15 protein-coding genes are annotated in these 16,680 nt (G+C 73.3%); 6 read left to right on the top strand and 9 right to left on the bottom strand.

What is annotated here, in order from left to right:
- Nucleotides 1–12 precede the first annotated feature (12 nt).
- The 3 genes from addB (at nucleotide 13) to trxA (ending at nucleotide 6,941) form a co-directional block, all read left to right on the top strand.
- The gene (gene addB / locus R3F55_09280) at nucleotides 13–3,024 is read left to right on the top strand and encodes a double-strand break repair protein AddB (GenBank protein MEZ5667606.1); all 3,012 of its coding nucleotides are present in this window, start codon (nucleotides 13–15) and stop codon (nucleotides 3,022–3,024) included.
- Nucleotides 3,021–6,539, top strand: coding sequence for a double-strand break repair helicase AddA (gene addA, locus R3F55_09275; protein ID MEZ5667605.1), 3,519 nt, complete (start codon nucleotides 3,021–3,023; stop codon nucleotides 6,537–6,539). The genes addB and addA overlap by 4 nt, the downstream gene beginning before the upstream one ends.
- Nucleotides 6,540–6,620: 81 nt before the next feature.
- Nucleotides 6,621–6,941, top strand: coding sequence for a thioredoxin (trxA, locus tag R3F55_09270; GenBank protein MEZ5667604.1), 321 nt, complete (start codon nucleotides 6,621–6,623; stop codon nucleotides 6,939–6,941).
- A gap of 81 nt (nucleotides 6,942–7,022) precedes the next feature.
- Here trxA and R3F55_09265 read toward each other — a convergent pair whose 3' ends face one another.
- The 7 genes from R3F55_09265 to R3F55_09235 are packed head-to-tail and all read right to left on the bottom strand — an operon-like array spanning nucleotide 7,023 to nucleotide 13,250.
- Nucleotides 7,023–8,138 carry a 2OG-Fe(II) oxygenase gene (locus tag R3F55_09265; GenBank protein MEZ5667603.1) on the bottom strand — a complete coding sequence of 372 codons (1,116 nt, stop codon included), beginning with the start codon at nucleotides 8,136–8,138 and terminating at the stop codon, nucleotides 7,023–7,025.
- 34 nt (nucleotides 8,139–8,172) lie between these two features.
- A complete protein-coding gene (locus tag R3F55_09260; protein MEZ5667602.1) occupies nucleotides 8,173–8,370 on the bottom strand; it encodes a DUF4169 family protein in 198 nt (65 codons plus the stop codon).
- 23 nt (nucleotides 8,371–8,393) lie between these two features.
- Nucleotides 8,394–9,713: a folylpolyglutamate synthase/dihydrofolate synthase family protein gene (locus R3F55_09255; protein MEZ5667601.1), complete on the bottom strand. Its 1,320-nt coding sequence runs from the start codon at nucleotides 9,711–9,713 to the stop codon at nucleotides 8,394–8,396.
- Nucleotides 9,714–9,750: 37 nt separating this feature from the next.
- Nucleotides 9,751–10,710 carry an acetyl-CoA carboxylase, carboxyltransferase subunit beta gene (gene accD, locus R3F55_09250; GenBank protein MEZ5667600.1) on the bottom strand — a complete coding sequence of 320 codons (960 nt, stop codon included), beginning with the start codon at nucleotides 10,708–10,710 and terminating at the stop codon, nucleotides 9,751–9,753.
- Nucleotides 10,707–11,528, bottom strand: coding sequence for a tryptophan synthase subunit alpha (trpA, locus tag R3F55_09245; protein MEZ5667599.1), 822 nt, complete (start codon nucleotides 11,526–11,528; stop codon nucleotides 10,707–10,709). The genes accD and trpA overlap by 4 nt, the downstream gene beginning before the upstream one ends.
- Entirely contained in the window at nucleotides 11,525–12,748 is a 1,224-nt protein-coding gene (gene trpB / locus R3F55_09240; protein MEZ5667598.1) for a tryptophan synthase subunit beta, read from the bottom strand. The genes trpA and trpB overlap by 4 nt, the downstream gene beginning before the upstream one ends.
- A gap of 22 nt (nucleotides 12,749–12,770) precedes the next feature.
- On the bottom strand, nucleotides 12,771–13,250 hold the full coding sequence (locus R3F55_09235) for a peptidylprolyl isomerase (protein ID MEZ5667597.1): 480 nt from the start codon (nucleotides 13,248–13,250) through the stop codon (nucleotides 12,771–12,773).
- A gap of 283 nt (nucleotides 13,251–13,533) precedes the next feature.
- Here R3F55_09235 and R3F55_09230 point away from each other — a divergent pair, with 283 nt between their 5' ends.
- Together R3F55_09230 and R3F55_09225 are read left to right on the top strand one after the other, a co-directional pair.
- The gene (locus tag R3F55_09230; GenBank protein MEZ5667596.1) at nucleotides 13,534–14,427 is read left to right on the top strand and encodes a dihydrodipicolinate synthase family protein; all 894 of its coding nucleotides are present in this window, start codon (nucleotides 13,534–13,536) and stop codon (nucleotides 14,425–14,427) included.
- Nucleotides 14,428–14,439: 12 nt separating this feature from the next.
- Nucleotides 14,440–15,084 (top strand): GntR family transcriptional regulator, encoded by a 645-nt coding sequence (locus tag R3F55_09225; GenBank protein MEZ5667595.1) that lies wholly within the window; start codon nucleotides 14,440–14,442, stop codon nucleotides 15,082–15,084.
- Nucleotides 15,085–15,121: 37 nt separating this feature from the next.
- Here R3F55_09225 and R3F55_09220 read toward each other — a convergent pair whose 3' ends face one another.
- On the bottom strand, nucleotides 15,122–15,259 hold the full coding sequence (locus R3F55_09220) for an entericidin A/B family lipoprotein (protein MEZ5667594.1): 138 nt from the start codon (nucleotides 15,257–15,259) through the stop codon (nucleotides 15,122–15,124).
- 111 nt (nucleotides 15,260–15,370) lie between these two features.
- On the bottom strand, nucleotides 15,371–15,511 hold the full coding sequence (locus R3F55_09215; protein ID MEZ5667593.1) for an entericidin A/B family lipoprotein: 141 nt from the start codon (nucleotides 15,509–15,511) through the stop codon (nucleotides 15,371–15,373).
- Between the two features lie 158 nt (nucleotides 15,512–15,669).
- Between R3F55_09215 and R3F55_09210 the strand changes: the two genes are divergently transcribed.
- Nucleotides 15,670–16,572: a lipid kinase gene (locus R3F55_09210; GenBank protein MEZ5667592.1), complete on the top strand. Its 903-nt coding sequence runs from the start codon at nucleotides 15,670–15,672 to the stop codon at nucleotides 16,570–16,572.
- Nucleotides 16,573–16,680 lie beyond the last annotated feature (108 nt).

The raw sequence follows: 16,680 nt of genomic DNA, 5'->3' as shown, positions 1-16,680 counted from the left end.
CCGGCGCGGCGGATGGCTGACCGGCCGCCGATCTTCTCCATCGCGCCCGACCGGCCGTTCCTCGACGTGCTGGCCGCCAGGCTGATCGAGGATGTTGGCGCCGACCCGCTGGCGCTGGCCCGCATGCGCATCCTGCTGCCGACCCGGCGCGCCTGCCGCGCGCTGCGCGAGGCGTTCCTGCGCCGCAGCGATGCGCGCGCGCTGATCCTGCCGCGCATGGCGCCGCTGGGCGCGCTCGACGAGGACGACGGCGCCTGGGAGGCCGAGTTCGGCGACGACCTTGCGGTGCCGCCGGCGATCGCGCCGGCGCATCGCATCCTGCTGTTGGCCCGGATGGTGCGGCAGCGGGCGCGTGCCGGGGGCGGCGACGCCGGCAGCGACGAGCAGGCGGTCCACCTTGCCGCCGCGCTGGCCCGGCTGATCGACCAGGTGCAGACCGAAGGGCGGCCCTGGTCGGCGCTGGACGGCCTGGTGCCCGCAACGCTGGCCGACCACTGGGCCGAGACGCTGGAATTCCTCAAGATCGTCACCGCCCATTGGCCGGCGGTGCTGGCCGAGCGCGGGCTGATCGACCCGGCCGAGCGCCGCAACCGGCTGCTGCTGGGCCAGGCGGCGCGCTGGCGCGCCGACCCGCCGGCCGATCCGGTGATCGTGGCCGGCTCGACCGGCACGGTGCCGGCCGCCGCCGCGCTGATCGCGGCGGTGGTCGGCTGTCCGCGCGGCAGCGTCGTCCTGCCCGGCCTCGACCGCGATCTTGCACTCGATGCAGATGCATGGAAGGCGGTCGACCAGACCCATCCGCAGTTCGGGATGAAGCAGCTGCTGGCGCGGCTGGGCGTGGAACCCGGCGACGTGGCGCCATGGCCGCGTACGGCGGCCGACGGCCCCGACCGTGCCGACCGCTGCCGGCTCGCCGGCCTGGCCATGCGCCCGGCCGACCTGCTGGTGGCCGCCGACGCCGACGGGCCGATGACGCCGGCCGTGGCGGAATCGGCGCTGCAGGACGTGATCCGCGTCGACTGCGCCTCGCCGCAGGAGGAGGCCACGGTGGCCGCGCTCGCCCTGCGCGAGGCGATGGAGACGCCCGGCCGCACCGCGCTGCTGGTCACGCCCGACCGCGATCTCGGCCAGCGGGTGGCGGCGATGCTCGGCCGCTGGGGGCTGGAGGTCGACGACTCCGCCGGTCAGCCGCTGGCGGCGACGCCGGTCGGCGGCTTCCTGCGTCTGCTGCTGGCGGCGGCGGAGCGGACGCTGGCGCCGGCCGCGCTGATGGCGCTGGCCAAGCACCCGCTCGCCGCCGCCGGACGCCAGCCGGCCGACTTCCGCCAGGATGCGCGGCTGGTCGAGATCGCGCTGCTGCGCGGTCCGGCGCCGGCGCCCGGCATCGACGGCCTGCGCGCGGCCGCGGCAGCAATGGCGGACGCGGCGCGAAAGGCGGCGGTGCTGGGCTGGCTCGACGACCTCGAACGCGCGCTGCAGCCACTGCTGGCCCTGGCCGCCGCCCCCGGGCCGCAGCCGTTCGGGGCTGCGCTGGCGGCGCTGGGCGCCGCGGCGGAAGGGCTGGCGGCGAGCGCCGACAGCGCCGGCGCCGACCGGCTGTGGGTGCGCGAGGACGGCGAGGCGGCGCGCGCGCTCATCGACGAGCTGATGGCGGCCGCCGATGCGGCCGAGCCGATGCGCCTGGCCGGTTTTGCCGCCGTGTTCGCCGCCTTCGCCGCGGCGGTGCCGGTGCGGCCGGCCTATGGCACCCATCCCCGCCTCGCCATCCTCGGCCCGCTGGAAGCCCGGCTGCAGCAGGCCGACCTGGTGGTGATGGCTGGGCTGAACGAAGGGGTGTGGCCGCCGGAACCGCCGATCGACCCGTGGATGAGCCGGCCGATGCGCCACGGCTTCGGGCTGCCGCAGCCGGAGCGCCGGATCGGCCTGTCGGCGCACGACTTCGCCCAGGCCTTCGCCGCGCCGCGGGTGCTGATGACCCGGGCCGCGCGCGTCGGCGGCGCGCCGACCAGCCCGGCCCGTTGGCTGCGCCGGCTCGACGCCGTGCTCGACCAGATCGCCGGCCAGCCCGGGCTGCTGCGGCCCAGCCGCGGGGCCTATCGCAACTGGGCGGCGGCACTGGACGAACCGCCCGCCGTGCAGCCCTGCGCCCGGCCGGCGCCGAGGCCGCCGCTGGCCGCGCGCCCGCGCCGCCTGTCGGTGACCCAGGTCGAGACCTGGATGCGCAATCCCTATGCGGTCTATGCCCGCCACGTGCTCGGCCTGCGCCGCCTCGACGACCTCGATGCCGAGGTCGGGCCGGCCGACTACGGCTCGTTGATCCACGACGCGCTCGACCGATTCGTCACGTCCCACGGCCCGGTGCCGGGTGCGGACGCCCGCGCGGTGCTGCTGGCCATCGGCCGCGATGGCTTCGCGCCGCTCGCCGCCCGGCACGACCTGGCCGACATCCTGGCCTACTGGTGGGCGCGGTTCGAGCGCATCGCCGATTGGTTCCTCGATCACATGGCGGCCGCGGGCCCCGGCATCGCCCGCATCCACACCGAGATCGCCGGCTCGCGCGCGTTCCTTGCGCCGGGCGGACCGTTCACCCTGACCGCCAAGGCCGACCGGCTCGACGTCGGCCGCGACGGCACCGTTACCGTGATCGACTACAAGACCGGCAAGCCGCCGTCGGCGAACATGGTGCTGGCCGGCTATGCGCCGCAGCTGCCGCTGGAAGGCGCAATCCTGCGCGACGGCGGCTTCCCGGACGTGGGCGCGCCGGCGGCGATCGCACTGCACTACTGGCAGCTCAAGGGCCGCGACCCGGTGGCCGAGGTCACTCGGGCCGGCGGCGGCAAGGCCGACCCGGCGGCGCTGATCGACGACGCCGAGACCGGCTTCGCCCGGCTGGTCGCCCGCTTCGACGATCCGGCCACCGCCTATCTGTGCAGGCCGTCGCCGGCGATGGCGCCGGACTATGACGACTATGTTCACCTGGCCCGGGTCGCCGAATGGTCGACCGCGATGGGCGAGGACGGATGACGGAGACGCGACCGCTGCCGCCGCGCCCGACGCCGGAGCAGCACCGCGCGGCGGCGCCGGGGCTGTCCGCCTTCGTCACCGCGTCGGCCGGGTCGGGCAAGACCCAGGTGCTGACCGACCGGGTGCTGCGGCTGCTGCTGGCCGGTGCGGCAGCGCAGCGCATCCTCTGCATCACCTACACCAAGGCGGCGGCGGGCGAGATGGCCAACCGCGTCGTCGAGCGGCTGGCGGAGCTCGCAACCGCCGGCGCCGAACGCCGGCACGCGATCCTGGAGCGGCTGCTGGACCGCGCGCCGGAGCCGCTGGAGAGCGCCCGCGCCCTGCGCCTGTTCGCCGACGTGCTCGATACGCCGGGCGGCCTGAAGATCATGACCATCCACGCCTTCTGCCAGTCGGTGCTGCGGCGCTTCCCGGTCGAGGCCGGGGTGGCGCCGCAGTTCGCGGTGATCGATGAGCGCGGCGCCGCCGAGCTGATGGCCGAGGCGCGCCGCCGGATGATGCGGGAGCCGGGCAGCGCGGACGTCGCCGCCGCGCTCTCGCTGATCACCGAACAGACCCACGAGACCCAGGCCGACGCGCTGCTCGGCGGGGTCATCGCCGGCGGCCGGCTTGCCGCCGCCGCCGCGGCGCATGGCGGCACCGACGGGGTGGTCGCACGCATCCGCGCCTTGTTCGGCGCCGGCCCCGACGAGACCGAGGCCGACGCACTCGCCGGCGTGGTTGCGGGCGGCGGCATGGACGAGGCCGGGCTGCGGCGCGCGGCACGGGCGCTGATCGACCACGGCACCGACACCGGCCGGGCGCGCGGGCATTTCCTCGCCGGTTTCCTCGCCGCCCGGCCGGACGAGCGGCTGGCGCTGGCCGAGCCCTATCTCGACGTCTGGCTGAAGTCCGACCGCGAGCCGCGCAAGGAAGGCGCGCAATGGACCAAGGCGGTGGCCGATGCACAGCCGGATGTCGCCGTTGTCATGCCGGCCGAGCAGACGCGGGTGCATGTCGCCTGGCAGCATCTGTGCGCGGTGCGCACCGCGCTGCAGTCCGCCGCCCTGGTCCGGGTCGCCGACCGGCTGCAGGCCGTGTTCGAGCGGCTGAAGCGCGAGCGTGCGGCGCTGGACTACGACGACCTGATCGCCCGCACCGGCGCGCTGCTGGGCGCGCCGGGCCGCGCCCCCTGGGTGCTGTACAAGCTCGACGGCGGCCTCGACCACGTACTGATCGACGAGGCGCAGGACACCAACCACCCGCAGTGGGACATCGCGCGCGACCTGACCGGGGAGTTCTTCGCCGGCGAGGGCGCGCACGATGCCGAGGCCGACGCGCGCAGCCTGTTCGCCGTCGGCGACGTCAAGCAGTCGATCTACAGCTTCCAGGGCGCCGACCCCGATGCCTTCGCCGCCGCCGCGATCCACTTCGCCGGCAAGGTGCGGGCGGCCCGGCAGGCCTGGGCCGACATCACGCTCGACCGTTCGTTCCGTTCGACCGCGGCGGTGCTGAGCGCGGTCGACGCGGTCTTCAACGGCAGCGATGCGCGCATCGGGCTCGGCCTGGCCGACGAAGCCCGGCTGCGTCATCGTGTGACCCGCGAAGGCGCGGCCGGCCTGGTCGAGCTGTGGCCGCTGGTCGAGGCGCCGGAGGCGGAGGAGACCGAGCACTGGCGTCCTCCGGTGGAGCCGGAGCCGGGCGAATCGCCGAAGGCGATGCTGGCCCGCCGCATCGCCCGCCGCATCCAGCGCATGGTCGGCCACGAGATGCTGGAGGCGCGCGGGCGGCCGGTGCGGGCCGGCGACGTTCTGGTGCTGGTCCGCCGCCGCGACGCGCTGGTCGAGGAGCTGATCCGCCAGCTGAAGGAGCTCGGCATCCCCGTTGCCGGCCGCGACCGGCTGAAGCTGACCGAGCACCTGGCGGTGATGGACCTGATGGCGCTGGGCGAGGCGATGCTGCTGCCGGAAGACGACTTGACGCTCGCCACCGTGCTGCGTTCGCCGCTGGTCGGCTACGGGGAGGACGAACTGTTCGCGCTGGCCTACGACCGCGGCGCCCGGTCGTTGTGGGCGCGGCTGGGCGAGCTGGCCCGGGCCGACCGCGCCTCGGTGCACGGCCGCGCCTTCGCCTGGCTGCACGGGCTGCGCGCGCGGGCGGACTACGTCACGCCGTTCGCCTTCTACGACCGGCTGCTCAACGACCTCGACGATCCGCGGGCGACGCCGCGTCCGCTGAGCGGGCGGGCCCGGCTGATCGCCCGGCTCGGCCGTGACGCCGCGGACCCGATCGACGAGTTCCTGGCCCTGGTGCAGGAGGAGGAGCGGCGCGAGCCGCCGTCGCTGCAGGGGCTGCTGTTCCGGCTGCGCACCAGCGACGTCGAGATCAAGCGCGAGCTGGAGCAGGGCGGGGCCGACGCGGTGCGGGTGATGACCGTGCACGGCGCCAAGGGGCTGCAGGCGCCGGTGGTGTTCCTGCCGGACACCGTCGCGGCACCGGTCGAGCGCAGCCCGCTGCGCTGGCACGCGGTCGACGGCGGCGTGCCGGTGCCGCTGTGGCTGCGCGGGCGCGACCGCGACGACCCTGTCGCCCGGCAGGCGCGGCAGGCCGGCGATGCACGGATGCGCGAGGAGTATCACCGCCTGCTCTACGTGGCGATGACGCGGGCCGAGGACCGGCTCTATGTCGCCGGCGCGGCGGGCAAGCGCACGGCGGCCGACGGTTGCTGGTACCGGCTGATCGAGGCCGGGCTCGCCGACGCGCTGCAGCCGGCCGACGACGGCGAGCTCGGACCGGTGCGCCGGCTGTCCTGCCCGCAGACGGCGGCGGTGGAGCCGGAGCGGCCGCAGGCCGCGGCGCCGGTGCCGGAGCCGCTGCCGGACTGGGCCCGCCGGCCGGCGCCGCCGGAGCCGCACCCGCCGCGGCCGCTGGCGCCGTCGCGCCCGGCCGAGGCCGACGCGCCGGTGCGTTCGCCGCTCGACGTGGCGGAGGCGACCGGCGCCTGGGGCCGCGGCTGGGGCATCGCCGCCCACCGGCTGCTGCAGCGCCTGCCCGAGCTGGCGGCGGAGGTGCGCGCGACGGCCGCCGCGCGCTACCTGGCCGCCAACCGGCCCGACTGGTCCGACGACGCACGCGCCGCGCTGGCGGCCGAGGTGCTGGCGATCCTCGACGACCCGGCCTTCGCCCCGCTGTTCGGCCCCGGCAGCCTGGCCGAGGCGCCGATCGTCGCCGTGCTGCCGGGCGGTGTCGTCGTCGCCGGCCAGGTCGACCGGCTGCTGGTCGGTCCGGACCGGGTGCTGGTGGTCGACTTCAAGACCAACCGCCGCCCGCCGGCCGGCGTCGGCGCCGTGCCGGCGGTCTATCGGCAGCAGATGGCCGCGTATCGCGCGGCGCTGGCGCAGATGTTCCCGGACCGGCCGGTCGACTGCGCGCTGTTGTGGACCGACGGCCCCCTGCTGATGCCGTTGCCCGCGGATATCCTGGGCTTTCCGGGTGCGGCGGGAGGGTCGCTTGACCCCGCCCCCGGCCGTTCCTAGAGTCACACGCTGCCCGACCTCGCCCCCCGCAACAAGACCGGGCGCAGAGGGCGGACCGGATCAACCTCGGGAGCCTGACAGATGGCCACCAAGCCCGTCACCGACGCCTCGTTCGAGGCCGACGTCCTGAACAGCCAGACCCCCGTTCTGCTCGATTTCTGGGCCGAATGGTGCGGCCCGTGCAAGGCGATCGCACCCGCGCTGGAAGCGCTGGCAACCGACAAGGGCGACGCCCTGATCGTCGCCAAGATCAACATCGACGAGAACCCGGAGACGCCGACCAAGTTCGGCGTGCGCGGCATTCCGACGCTGATGCTGTTCAAGGGCGGCCAGCTTGCCGCCACCAAGGTCGGCAACATGGCCAAGGGCGATCTCTACGCCTGGGTCGAAGGCGCGCTGTAGCCGCGCTCCGCTGCATCAAGAATAGTTGGGCCCGCCGGCTTCGCCGCGCGGGCCCTTTTTCATGCCGGCCGCAGACGCCGGCTACCGCCCGGTCGCGATGCGCTGGCGCATCTCCTCCTTGATCTTCACCCCGGCCTCGTCGAACAGGAAGGCCAGCATGGTGAAGCGCTCGCCTCGGGTCACGTTCATCGCCTCGTGCAGCAGGCTGCAGGAGAAGATCACCGCGTCGCCGGTACCCGGCTTGTACATGGTGTTGCCGTACTCCGGGAACCGCAGGCAACCGCCCTCGTAGTCGTCGGAATTCAGGTTCAGCGTCATCGCGAAGCGGCGGTGCAGGGTCTGCGGCGCGGTGTTGTCGCGATGCGGCCGGAAATAGCCGCCGACCTTGCCGTCGTAGCGGACGATCTTGAACTCCTCGAAGCGGGTGATGTTGAAGGCGAAGGCGCGGCGCACCTCGGGCAGCACCCGGCGACGGAAGATGTCGACGATCTCCTGGTGCAGGGCCGGGTCGGTGATGTGGTGGTCGCGCCGGCGCTTGACCGCGTGGTTGGGCGCGGCGACCGCCTTGCCGTCGACCACGCGGAAGGTGCCGCTCTCCTCGTTGCCCTTGGTGTGGTAGATGCGGATCAGCCTGGCACAATAGTCCGGCGCGAACACGCGCGGGATGATCAGGATCGGCGCGCACATCGGCACGAAGCGCGGCTCCGGCACCGGCAGCTGGCGGTCCAGCGCCTCCAGCCCGCGCGCCACCGGGTCGCCGTCCGCCTCGTCGAACACGGCCAGCACGCGCTGGTTCGGGTCGACCAGCACGGCCTGCATGAACCGCCGGTCCGGCGGCAGGCCCATGGCGGCGCTGCCGCGGCCATCGGCGTCGGACAGGACCAGCAGCCGCTCGTCGATGCCGGCGCCGAGCCGGGCCACCGCCGCGCCATCCGCCCGCGTGATCGCAAACAGGTGGGCGCCCTGGTCGAGCCGCACCGGCGCCGCCGCGGCCAGTGCCCGCAGCGCGACGACGGCGGCCGGGTCGGTCTCGTCGCGGAACCACAGGAACAGCCCGGGCCCGCCCTTCATCCGGTCGTTGGTCGAGGCGACCTTGCCGTCCTGGGCGGGCAGGAACAGATTGGGTGCGCGGTCGCCCTGCGACAGCGGCGGGGCGACGGCGATCGACTGCGGCGGCGTGATCGGAATCGAGCTCATGGCCGCACCAGACTGGGCCCGGCGTCGGCGGCGATCAATCCCGCCGCGGCGTTTCGTCGTCGTCCAGGCGCGCGCCGTCGAGACCGCGGTCGCGGCGCTCTTGATCCATCCGGTCGCATGCCTTCTGCGCGCCGGTCCGTCCGAAGCGGGCGCGGTTCGCCGCCGCGTCGCGTTCCTTCTCGGCCCGGGCCTTGCGCTTGCGCGCCTGGCGCAGGTTGACGATGTCTGCCACCTCCGCCCCTCCGTCCGCCGCTACTAGCCGTTGTCGCGCAGGACCCGGCCAGCCAGGTAGAGCGACCCGCAGATCAGGATGCGCCCGGCCGGCCCGCCGTCGGCCAGGATGGCGCGGATCGCGTCGGCGACCGACGGCGCCGTTTCCGCCCTCAGCCCTATATCCGCCGCCGCCGCCGCTGCGTCCGCCGCCGACATGCTCGCCGGCTCGCCCGGGATGGCGACGGCGGCCAGCCGCGCCGCCCGGTCGGCGAAGTGGCGCAGGAAGGCGCGCGGGTCCTTGGTCTCCAGCATGCCGAACACCAGCGCCAGCGGGCGGTCGCGCCAGCCCTCGGCGTGGGCGGCGATCACCCGTCCGGCGTCCTCGTTGTGGCCGCCGTCGAGCCACAGCTCCCAGCCGGCGGGCAGCATCGCGACCAGCGGCCCGGTGCGCAGCCGCTGCAGCCGGGCGGGCCAGCGCGCCTGACGCAGGCCGGCCGCCATTGCCGCTTCGTCCGGGCGCAGCGCCTCCGGCAGCAGTCGGGCGACCGCCAGCGCAACGCCGGCGTTGTCGATCTGGTGGCGGCCGGGCAGCACCGGCGCCGGCAGGTCGAAGCGCGCCGCGCCCATGGCGAAGCGCAGGCCGTCATCCTGCGGTTCGACGCGCCATTCGCGGCCGTGGCGGTACAGCGGCGCGCCGACCTTGGCCGCATAGGCCTCGACCTCGGCCAGCGCCTCCGGCCGCTGCGGCGCGACCACCGAGGGCGTGCCCGGCTTCTGGATCGCCGCCTTCTCGGCCGCGATCGCTGCCAGCGTGTCGCCGAGGAACTGCATGTGGTCCATCGAGATCGAGGTGATGGCGGTGGCGAGCGGCCGCGCGAACACGTTGGTCGCGTCGCAGCGGCCGCCGAGCCCGGTCTCCAGCACCAGAACGTCGGCCGGGGTGCGGGCGAAGGCGAGGAAGGCGGCGGCCGTGGTGATCTCGAAAAACGTGATCGGCAGCCCGCCGTTGGCGGTCTCGCATTCCTGCAGCAAATCGAGGAGCGCGGTGTCGTCGATGGCAGCGCCGTCCAGCGCGATCCGCTCGTGGAAGCGCACCAGGTGCGGCGAGGTATAGGCGTGGACCCGCCGACCGGCCGCGCGCAGCATCGCCAGCAGATAGGCGCCGACCGAGCCCTTGCCGTTGGTGCCGGCGATGTGGATCACCGGCGGCGCCGCCAGCTGCGGATCGCCGAGCGCGGCCAGCAGCCGCTGCAGCCGGCCGAGGCTGAGGTCGATGACCTTCGGGTGCAGCTGGGTCAGCCGGCGCAGGATCGGATCGACCGCATCGGCGTCGGCACCGCCGGCCGTCGGTGCCGGCGGCACGGCCACGGCGAGGGATTCGTTCACGGGAGAGCCGGCCCTATTCGGCGGCGTCGGCCTCGGGCGCGGGCACGGTCTCGGTCACCTCGAGGTCGATCACCGGCGGCCGTTCGCCCGCCTCGGCGTGGACCGGTACGATGGCGGCGGCCGGTTTGCGGTTCATCAGCAGGTCGACCAGCCGGCCCAGCGTGCCGCGCAGCTCGTGCCGCGACACCACCATGTCGATCATGCCGTGCTCCAGCAGGTACTCGGCGCGCTGGAAGCCGTTGGGCAGGGTCTGGCGGATGGTCTCCTCGATCACCCGCGGCCCGGCGAAGCCGATGATTGCGCCAGGCTCGGCGATGGCGACGTCGCCCAGCATGGCGAAGGACGCGGAAACGCCGCCCAGCGTCGGGTCGGTCATCACCACGATGTAGGGCAGGCCGGCGTCCTTGACCTCCTCGACCGCGATCACGGTGCGCGGCATCTGCATCAGCGACAGGATGCTCTCCTGCATGCGCGCGCCGCCCGATGCGGTGATGGCGATCAGCGGCGCCTGCTGCAGTACCGCCAGCCGGGCCGCGGCCAGCAGCCCCTCGCCGACGGCCACGCCCATCGACCCGCCCATGAAATCGAAGCTCAGCGCCGCGACCACCACGCGGTTGCCGGCGATGCGGCCGTGGGCGACGATCACCGCATCCTGCTCGCCGGTCTTCGACTGGTTCTCGCGCAGCCGGTCGGAATAGCGCTTCTGGTCGCGGAAGCGCAGCGGGTCCGTCTCCACCTTCGGCAGCTCGATGCGCTGGTACTCGCCGTCGTCGAACAGCAGCTCCAGCCGGCGCTTGACGCCGAGCCGCATGTGGTGGCTGCAGTGCGGGCAGACGTGGTCGGCCTCCTGCAGCTCGCGGTGGAAGATCATCTGCTCGCAGGCCGGGCACTTGTGCCACAGATTGTCCGGCTGGTCGGGCCGGCCGACCAGGGCCTGGATCTTGGGTCGAACGAAATCGGTCAGCCAGCTCACGTCCGTGCCTCCCTCACCGCCCGAGACAGGTCCCGCACCAGGGCGAGCAGCCTGTCGGCCCGTGCCGCGGCGGCGCCCTCCTCGCCGAGCAGGGCGACCAGCGCCGAGCCGACCACCGCCGCGTCGGCGTTGCGCGCGACCTCGGCCGCCTGCTCCGGCGTCTTGATGCCGAAGCCGACCGCGACCGGCAGGGCGGTGTGACGCTTCAGCCGCGCCACCGCCGCTCCTGTCGCTTCCGCCGTCGCCGACTTGGTGCCGGTGATTCCCGCGACCGCGACATAGTAGACGAAACCGGAGGTGTTGCGCAGCACGGTCGGCAGCCGCGCGTCGTCGGTGGTCGGCGTCGCCAGCCGGATGAAGTTCAGCCCGGCCGCGATCGTCGGCTCGCACAGCTCTTCGTCCTCTTCCGGCGGCAGGTCGACGATGATCAGCCCGTCGACGCCGGCGGCCTTGGCATCGGCCAGGAACGGTGCGACCCGGTATTTGTGGATCGGGTTGTAGTAGCCCATCAGCACGATCGGGGTGTCGTCGTCGCGCTCGCGGAAGCGGCGCACCATCTCCAGGATCCTGTGCAGGGTGGTGCCGGCCTTCAGCGCCCGCTGGTTGCCGACCTGGATCACCGGGCCGTCGGCCATCGGGTCGGTGAACGGCATGCCGAGCTCGATCACGTCGGCGCCGGCGGCCGGCAGCTCGGAAAGGATGCGCGCCGAGGTTTCCAGGTCGGGATCGCCGGCGGTGACGAAGGTGACCAGGCCGGCGCGCCCTTCCGCCGCCAGCGCCGCGAAGCGCCGGTCGATGCGGGTGCTCGCAGCGCTCAAAGCGTCACTCCCAGCCGCTCCGCGACCGAGAACACGTCCTTGTCGCCGCGTCCGCACATGTTCATCAGGATGATATGGCCATCGTCGACCTCGGCGGCCAGCTTGCGCACATAGGCCAGCGCATGGGCCGGCTCCAGCGCCGGGATGATCCCTTCCTGCCGGCTGCAAAGCTGGAAGGCGTCCAGCGCCTCCTGGTCGGTGGCCGAGACGTAGGTGACGCGCCCGCTTTCCTTCAGCCAGCTGTGCTCCGGGCCGATGCCGGGATAGTCGAGGCCGGCGGAGATCGAGTGCGCCTCCTTGATCTGGCCGTCGTCGTCCTGCAGCAGGTAGGTGCGGTTGCCGTGCAGCACACCCGGCTCGCCGCCGGTCAGCGAGGCGGCGTGCTGGCCGGTCTCGATGCCGAGGCCGGCGGCCTCGACCCCGTAGATCTTCACGTCGCGGTCGTCGAGGAACGGGTGGAACAGGCCCATGGCGTTGGAGCCGCCGCCGATGCAGGCGACCAGCGAATCCGGCAGCCGGCCCTCGGCCTCAAGCATCTGTTCCTTCGCCTCGGTGCCGATCACCGACTGGAAGTCGCGCACCATCGCCGGATAGGGGTGCGGCCCGGCGACGGTGCCGATGATGTAGTAGGTGTCGTCGACATTGGCGACCCAGTCGCGCAGCGCCTCGTTCATCGCGTCCTTCAGGGTCGACGAGCCGGAGGTGACCGGCCGCACCTCGGCGCCGAGCAGCTTCATGCGGAACACGTTCGGCGCCTGGCGGGCCACGTCGACCGCGCCCATGTAGACGACGCAGGGCAGGTCGAACAGCGCACACACTGTGGCCACCGCCACCCCGTGCTGGCCGGCGCCGGTCTCCGCGATGATCCGCGGCTTCTGCATGCGCCGGGCCAGCAGCGCCTGGCCCAGGCAGTGGTTGATCTTGTGGCTGCCGGTGTGGTTGAGCTCGTCGCGCTTGAAGTAGAGCTTCGGCCCCTTGCCGTTGCGCGACAGGTAAGCGCTCAGCCGGCGGGCGTGATACAGCGGGCTCGGCCGGCCGATATAGTGCTTGGCGTAATAGTCGAACTCGTCCTGGAACGACGGGTCGGCCTTCGCCGCGTTGTAGGCCTGCTCCACCTGCAGGATCAGCGGCATCAGCGTCTCGGCGACATAGCGGCCGCCGAAGATGCCGAAATGCCCGCGCTCGTCGGGCCCGGTGCGGTAGCTGTTGAACTCGTTCATTGCGTCGGCGCGGCGGGGCGCATCATTCGTCGGTTTCTGTGTCGGTGCCGGTGTCGGCATCGCCGTCGACGTCGGCGGCGACCGCCATGCGCAGGATCCGGTCGGGCTCGGCCGGCGGCTCGCCCTTCTCCAGCGCGTCGATGAACTCCATCCCGCTCTCGATCCGGCCGAACACGGTGTACTGGCCGTTCAGCCACGGCGCCGGCTCGAAGCAGATGAAGAACTGGCTGTTGGCGCTGTTCGGGTCGGCGGTGCGCGCCGCGCCCAGGGTGCCGCGCTCGAACGGCGCGTCGGTGAACTCGGCCGGCAGGTCGGGCAGGTCCGAACCGCCGCGGCCGGTGCCGGTCGGGTCGCCGGTCTGGGCCATGAAGCCGTCGATCACCCGGTGGAACACGATGCCGTCGTAGAAGCCGGCGCGCGCCAGCGTCTTCATCCGCTCGACATGCTGCGGCGCAAGGTCGGGCAGCAGTTCGATGACCACGCGGCCGTCGTCCAGGTCCATGTAGATGGTGTTTTCCAAGTCCAGGGCCTCCGCTTTTCCGCCGGCGAAGGCGGCCGCAGCCAACCCAAATACCAGCAAGTTCCGTGCGATCACGATGATTGAGAACTCTTGTGGTGGCAAATCGGCCGGCACCATAGGGCAAGGCCCCGTGCGAGGGAAGGCCCGTGCGGACGCGGCAACGGTTGCGCACGATTGGGCTGGCAACCGCGCCCGGAGTTGACGCAGATTGTCGGCGGAATCGTGACGGCGCGGTCAGGTGCGGACCGGCGCGTTGGGAGTTGATATGTCGATCCTCGAGCAGCCAGGATGGGCCTGCGTCGCGCTGGCGACGCCGGTGGTCGAGCGCCCCGACGGCGCCCTTTCGGTGGACATTCCGCGCCTGGTCGACCGCGCGCGCTATGTGCTCGCCGCCGGCTGCAACGGGGTGGTGCCGTTCGGTACCACCGGCGAAGGCCCTGCCTTTTCGGTGCAGCAGCGCTGCCTGGCGGTCGAGGGGCTGCTGGCGGCCGGCATCGGCGCCGACCGGATCATCGTCGGCTGCGGTGCCACCGCGCTGGCCGACGTCATCGCGCTGGCGCGGCATGCCTGCGGGGTCGGCTGCGCCGTGCTGGCGCCGCCGCCGTTCTTCCTGCGCGCCGGCGGCGCCGACGGGATCTTCGACGCCTATCGCCGCGTCGTTGCCGGCGTCGGCTCCTCGGCGCTGCGCCTGCTGATCTACAACATCCCGTCGGTGTCCGGCTTCCCGGTGCCGGTGGCCACCGTGCAGGCGCTGGCGCGGGCCCATCCGGGCATCGTGGTCGGCGTCAAGGACAGCGGTCTGGTCTGGGACGAGGTGGCGCCGATGGTGCGCGGCGGCGACGGCCTGCGCATCGCGGTGGGGCTGGAGAGCTTCATCCCGCGGGCGATGGCGCTGGGCGGGGTCGGCACGATCTGCGGCCTCGGCAACATCGTGCCGCAGACGGTCGCGGCCACGGTCGCCGGCAACGCCGCCGCCGGCGAGGCGCTGGCGCGACTGGCCGCCGCGTTCGACGGCCGCCCGTTCCTGCCGACGCTGAAGGCGGTGATGGCGGCGCTGTCGGACGAGGCGGAGTGGGCCCAGCCGATGCCGCCGCTCGATCCGGTCGCCGCGGCGGCGGTCGACGACATCGTCGGTCTGGTCCGCGGCATGGCGGCCTGACCCGGCGCCGCCATGGCACCCAGGCTCAGCGACCGCGCTTACAACGCCGTCCGCGGCATGCTTTCGGACGGCACCCTGAGGGCGGGCCAGTTCGTCTCGCAGCGCGAGCTGTGCGACCTGACCGACATGCCGATCGCGCCGACGCGCGAGGCGATCCAGAAGCTGGCGTCGGAATTCCTGGTAACGGTGATCCCGCAGCGCGGCATCCGCATCGCCGAGGCGACGCCGAAGGCGATCCGCAATGCCTTCGGCCTGCGCCTGATGATCGAGAGCGCGGCGGTGCGCCGGTTCTGCGAGACCTGCACGGCCGACGAGGCCGAAGCGCTGATCGCCCGCCACCAGGCGGTGCGCGATTCGATCGGCAAGACAGTGACGCCGGCCGAGGTGGCCGAGGCGCATCGCATCGACCAGCAGATGCACGTCCATATCGTGCAGGCGCTGGCCAACGAGCTGATCGAGAGCATCTACACGGTCAATCTGGACCGGATCCGGCTGTTGCGCCACGACGACGGCCTGATGACGCCGAGCGCCTTGCGCCAGTCCTTCGACGAGCACATCACGCTGCTGCTCGCCTGCCGCGACCGCGACATCGACGCGGCGGTCGAGGCCATCGGCTTCCATATCGGCGCCACCCTGCGGATGGCGCTGGGGCTCTGAGGGGCGCCGGCCGCCTGGCCGACCGGCGCCGGGCGGCCTACTCGGCGGCGTCCTCGATGGCGTCGCCGGTGTCCTCGATGTCCTGGCCGACACCGCGGATGGTGTGGTCGCAGGCCGCGGTGGCGCCGGCCGCGGCGATGGCCAGCAGCAGGCCGAGAGCTTTCAGATTCGGCATGGTCCTTGTCCCTTGCAATGTTCCGACCGCGCCCGCCCGCCGGACGTCGCCGGGCCGGCGGGCGGGCGCTGCAAGGGAACGCTTTGCCGGCGAACCGGTTCCGTCCCGGCGTCAGTTCACCGCGTCGTCGATCGCCTCGCCGGTGTCTTCGAGGTCCTGGCCGACGCCGCGGATGGTATGGTCGCAGGCGGCGGCGGCGAAGGCGGCAGCGCTCAACAGCAGCCAGAGGGCGAAGGTGGCGAGACGGGTCATCGGTGGCTCCTATCCGGCTCGGCGCCGCCGGCACGGCCGCGCCGCGAGTGGGTGAGGCAGGATGCCACCAACCCGACGGGAACGAAATGGACCGATGTGAATTGTCGCAGCGTCGGCACGGTCGCGGCATCGCGACGGCCAAGACAACCGGGCGAACCATGCAGTCACCGATCCTGTGCCTGATCAACCGCCACGCCCGTTCGGGCGAGGAAGCGGCCGAAGCGGTCGCGGAGGCCTTTGCCGCGGCGGGGCTGCCGGTCTCGCTGCACGGCGTCGCCAGCCCGGACGAGGCGCGCGCGCTGTTGCGCGAACACGGGCCGGGCGCGCGTGCGGTCGTCGTCGGCGGCGGCGACGGCAGCATCAGCGGGCTGGCCGGCGACCTGCTCGCGCTCGGCCTGCCGGTCGGGATCGTCCCGCTCGGCACCGCCAACGACCTGGCCACCAGCCTCGGCATTCCCGACGACCCGGCGCAGGCGGTGGCGGTGATCGCCGGCGGCGTCACCCGCGCCATCGATCTCGGCTGCTGCAACGGACGCTGGTTCGTCAACGTCGCCAGCATCGGCTTCTCCACCGAGGTCGCCAAGGCGCACAAGGGCCCGCGCAAGAAATGGCTCGGCGTGCTGGCCTATCCGCTGGCGTGGATCGACGCCTACCGGGTCACCCGGCCGTTCAGCGTCGCGCTGACGGTCGACGACAGGCCGGTGCGCGCGCGCTGCGTGCAGTTCGCCATCGGCAGCGGCCGGCGCTACGGCGGCGGCCTGATCATCAGCGAGGATGCCAGCCACGACGACGGCCTGCTCTGGCTCTACTGGGTGCGCCCGGTGCGCATGCTTGGCTGGCTCGGCGAGCTGCCGGCGCTGCTGACCGGGCGCTTCTCCCGCGCCGGCCGCACGGTCAACATGTCGGCGCACCGCGTGCGGGTGGAGACCGCGCGGCCGAAACAGATCAACGTCGACGGCGAGCTCGACGCCAGCACCCCGGCGGATTTCACGGTCAGGCAACGGGCGCTTACGGTGTTCGTGCCGGCGGACGACGGCACCGCGTCGGAGCCGCCGGGCTGAACGCCGCGGTACACCGGGCGGCGCGGCGAAAGGGTTTGGCCGGGCCGGACGGTGCGGGCAAGATGGGCCGGGCCGCAATCGGGCAGCAGCGGGGTCGGCGACGGCGTG

Source organism: Alphaproteobacteria bacterium (assembly GCA_041396705.1).
Classification (GTDB): Bacteria; Pseudomonadota; Alphaproteobacteria; order CALKHQ01; family CALKHQ01; genus CALKHQ01.
The sequence above is the reverse complement of the archived record's forward strand: the minus strand, read 5'-3'. Positions and strand labels throughout refer to the sequence as shown.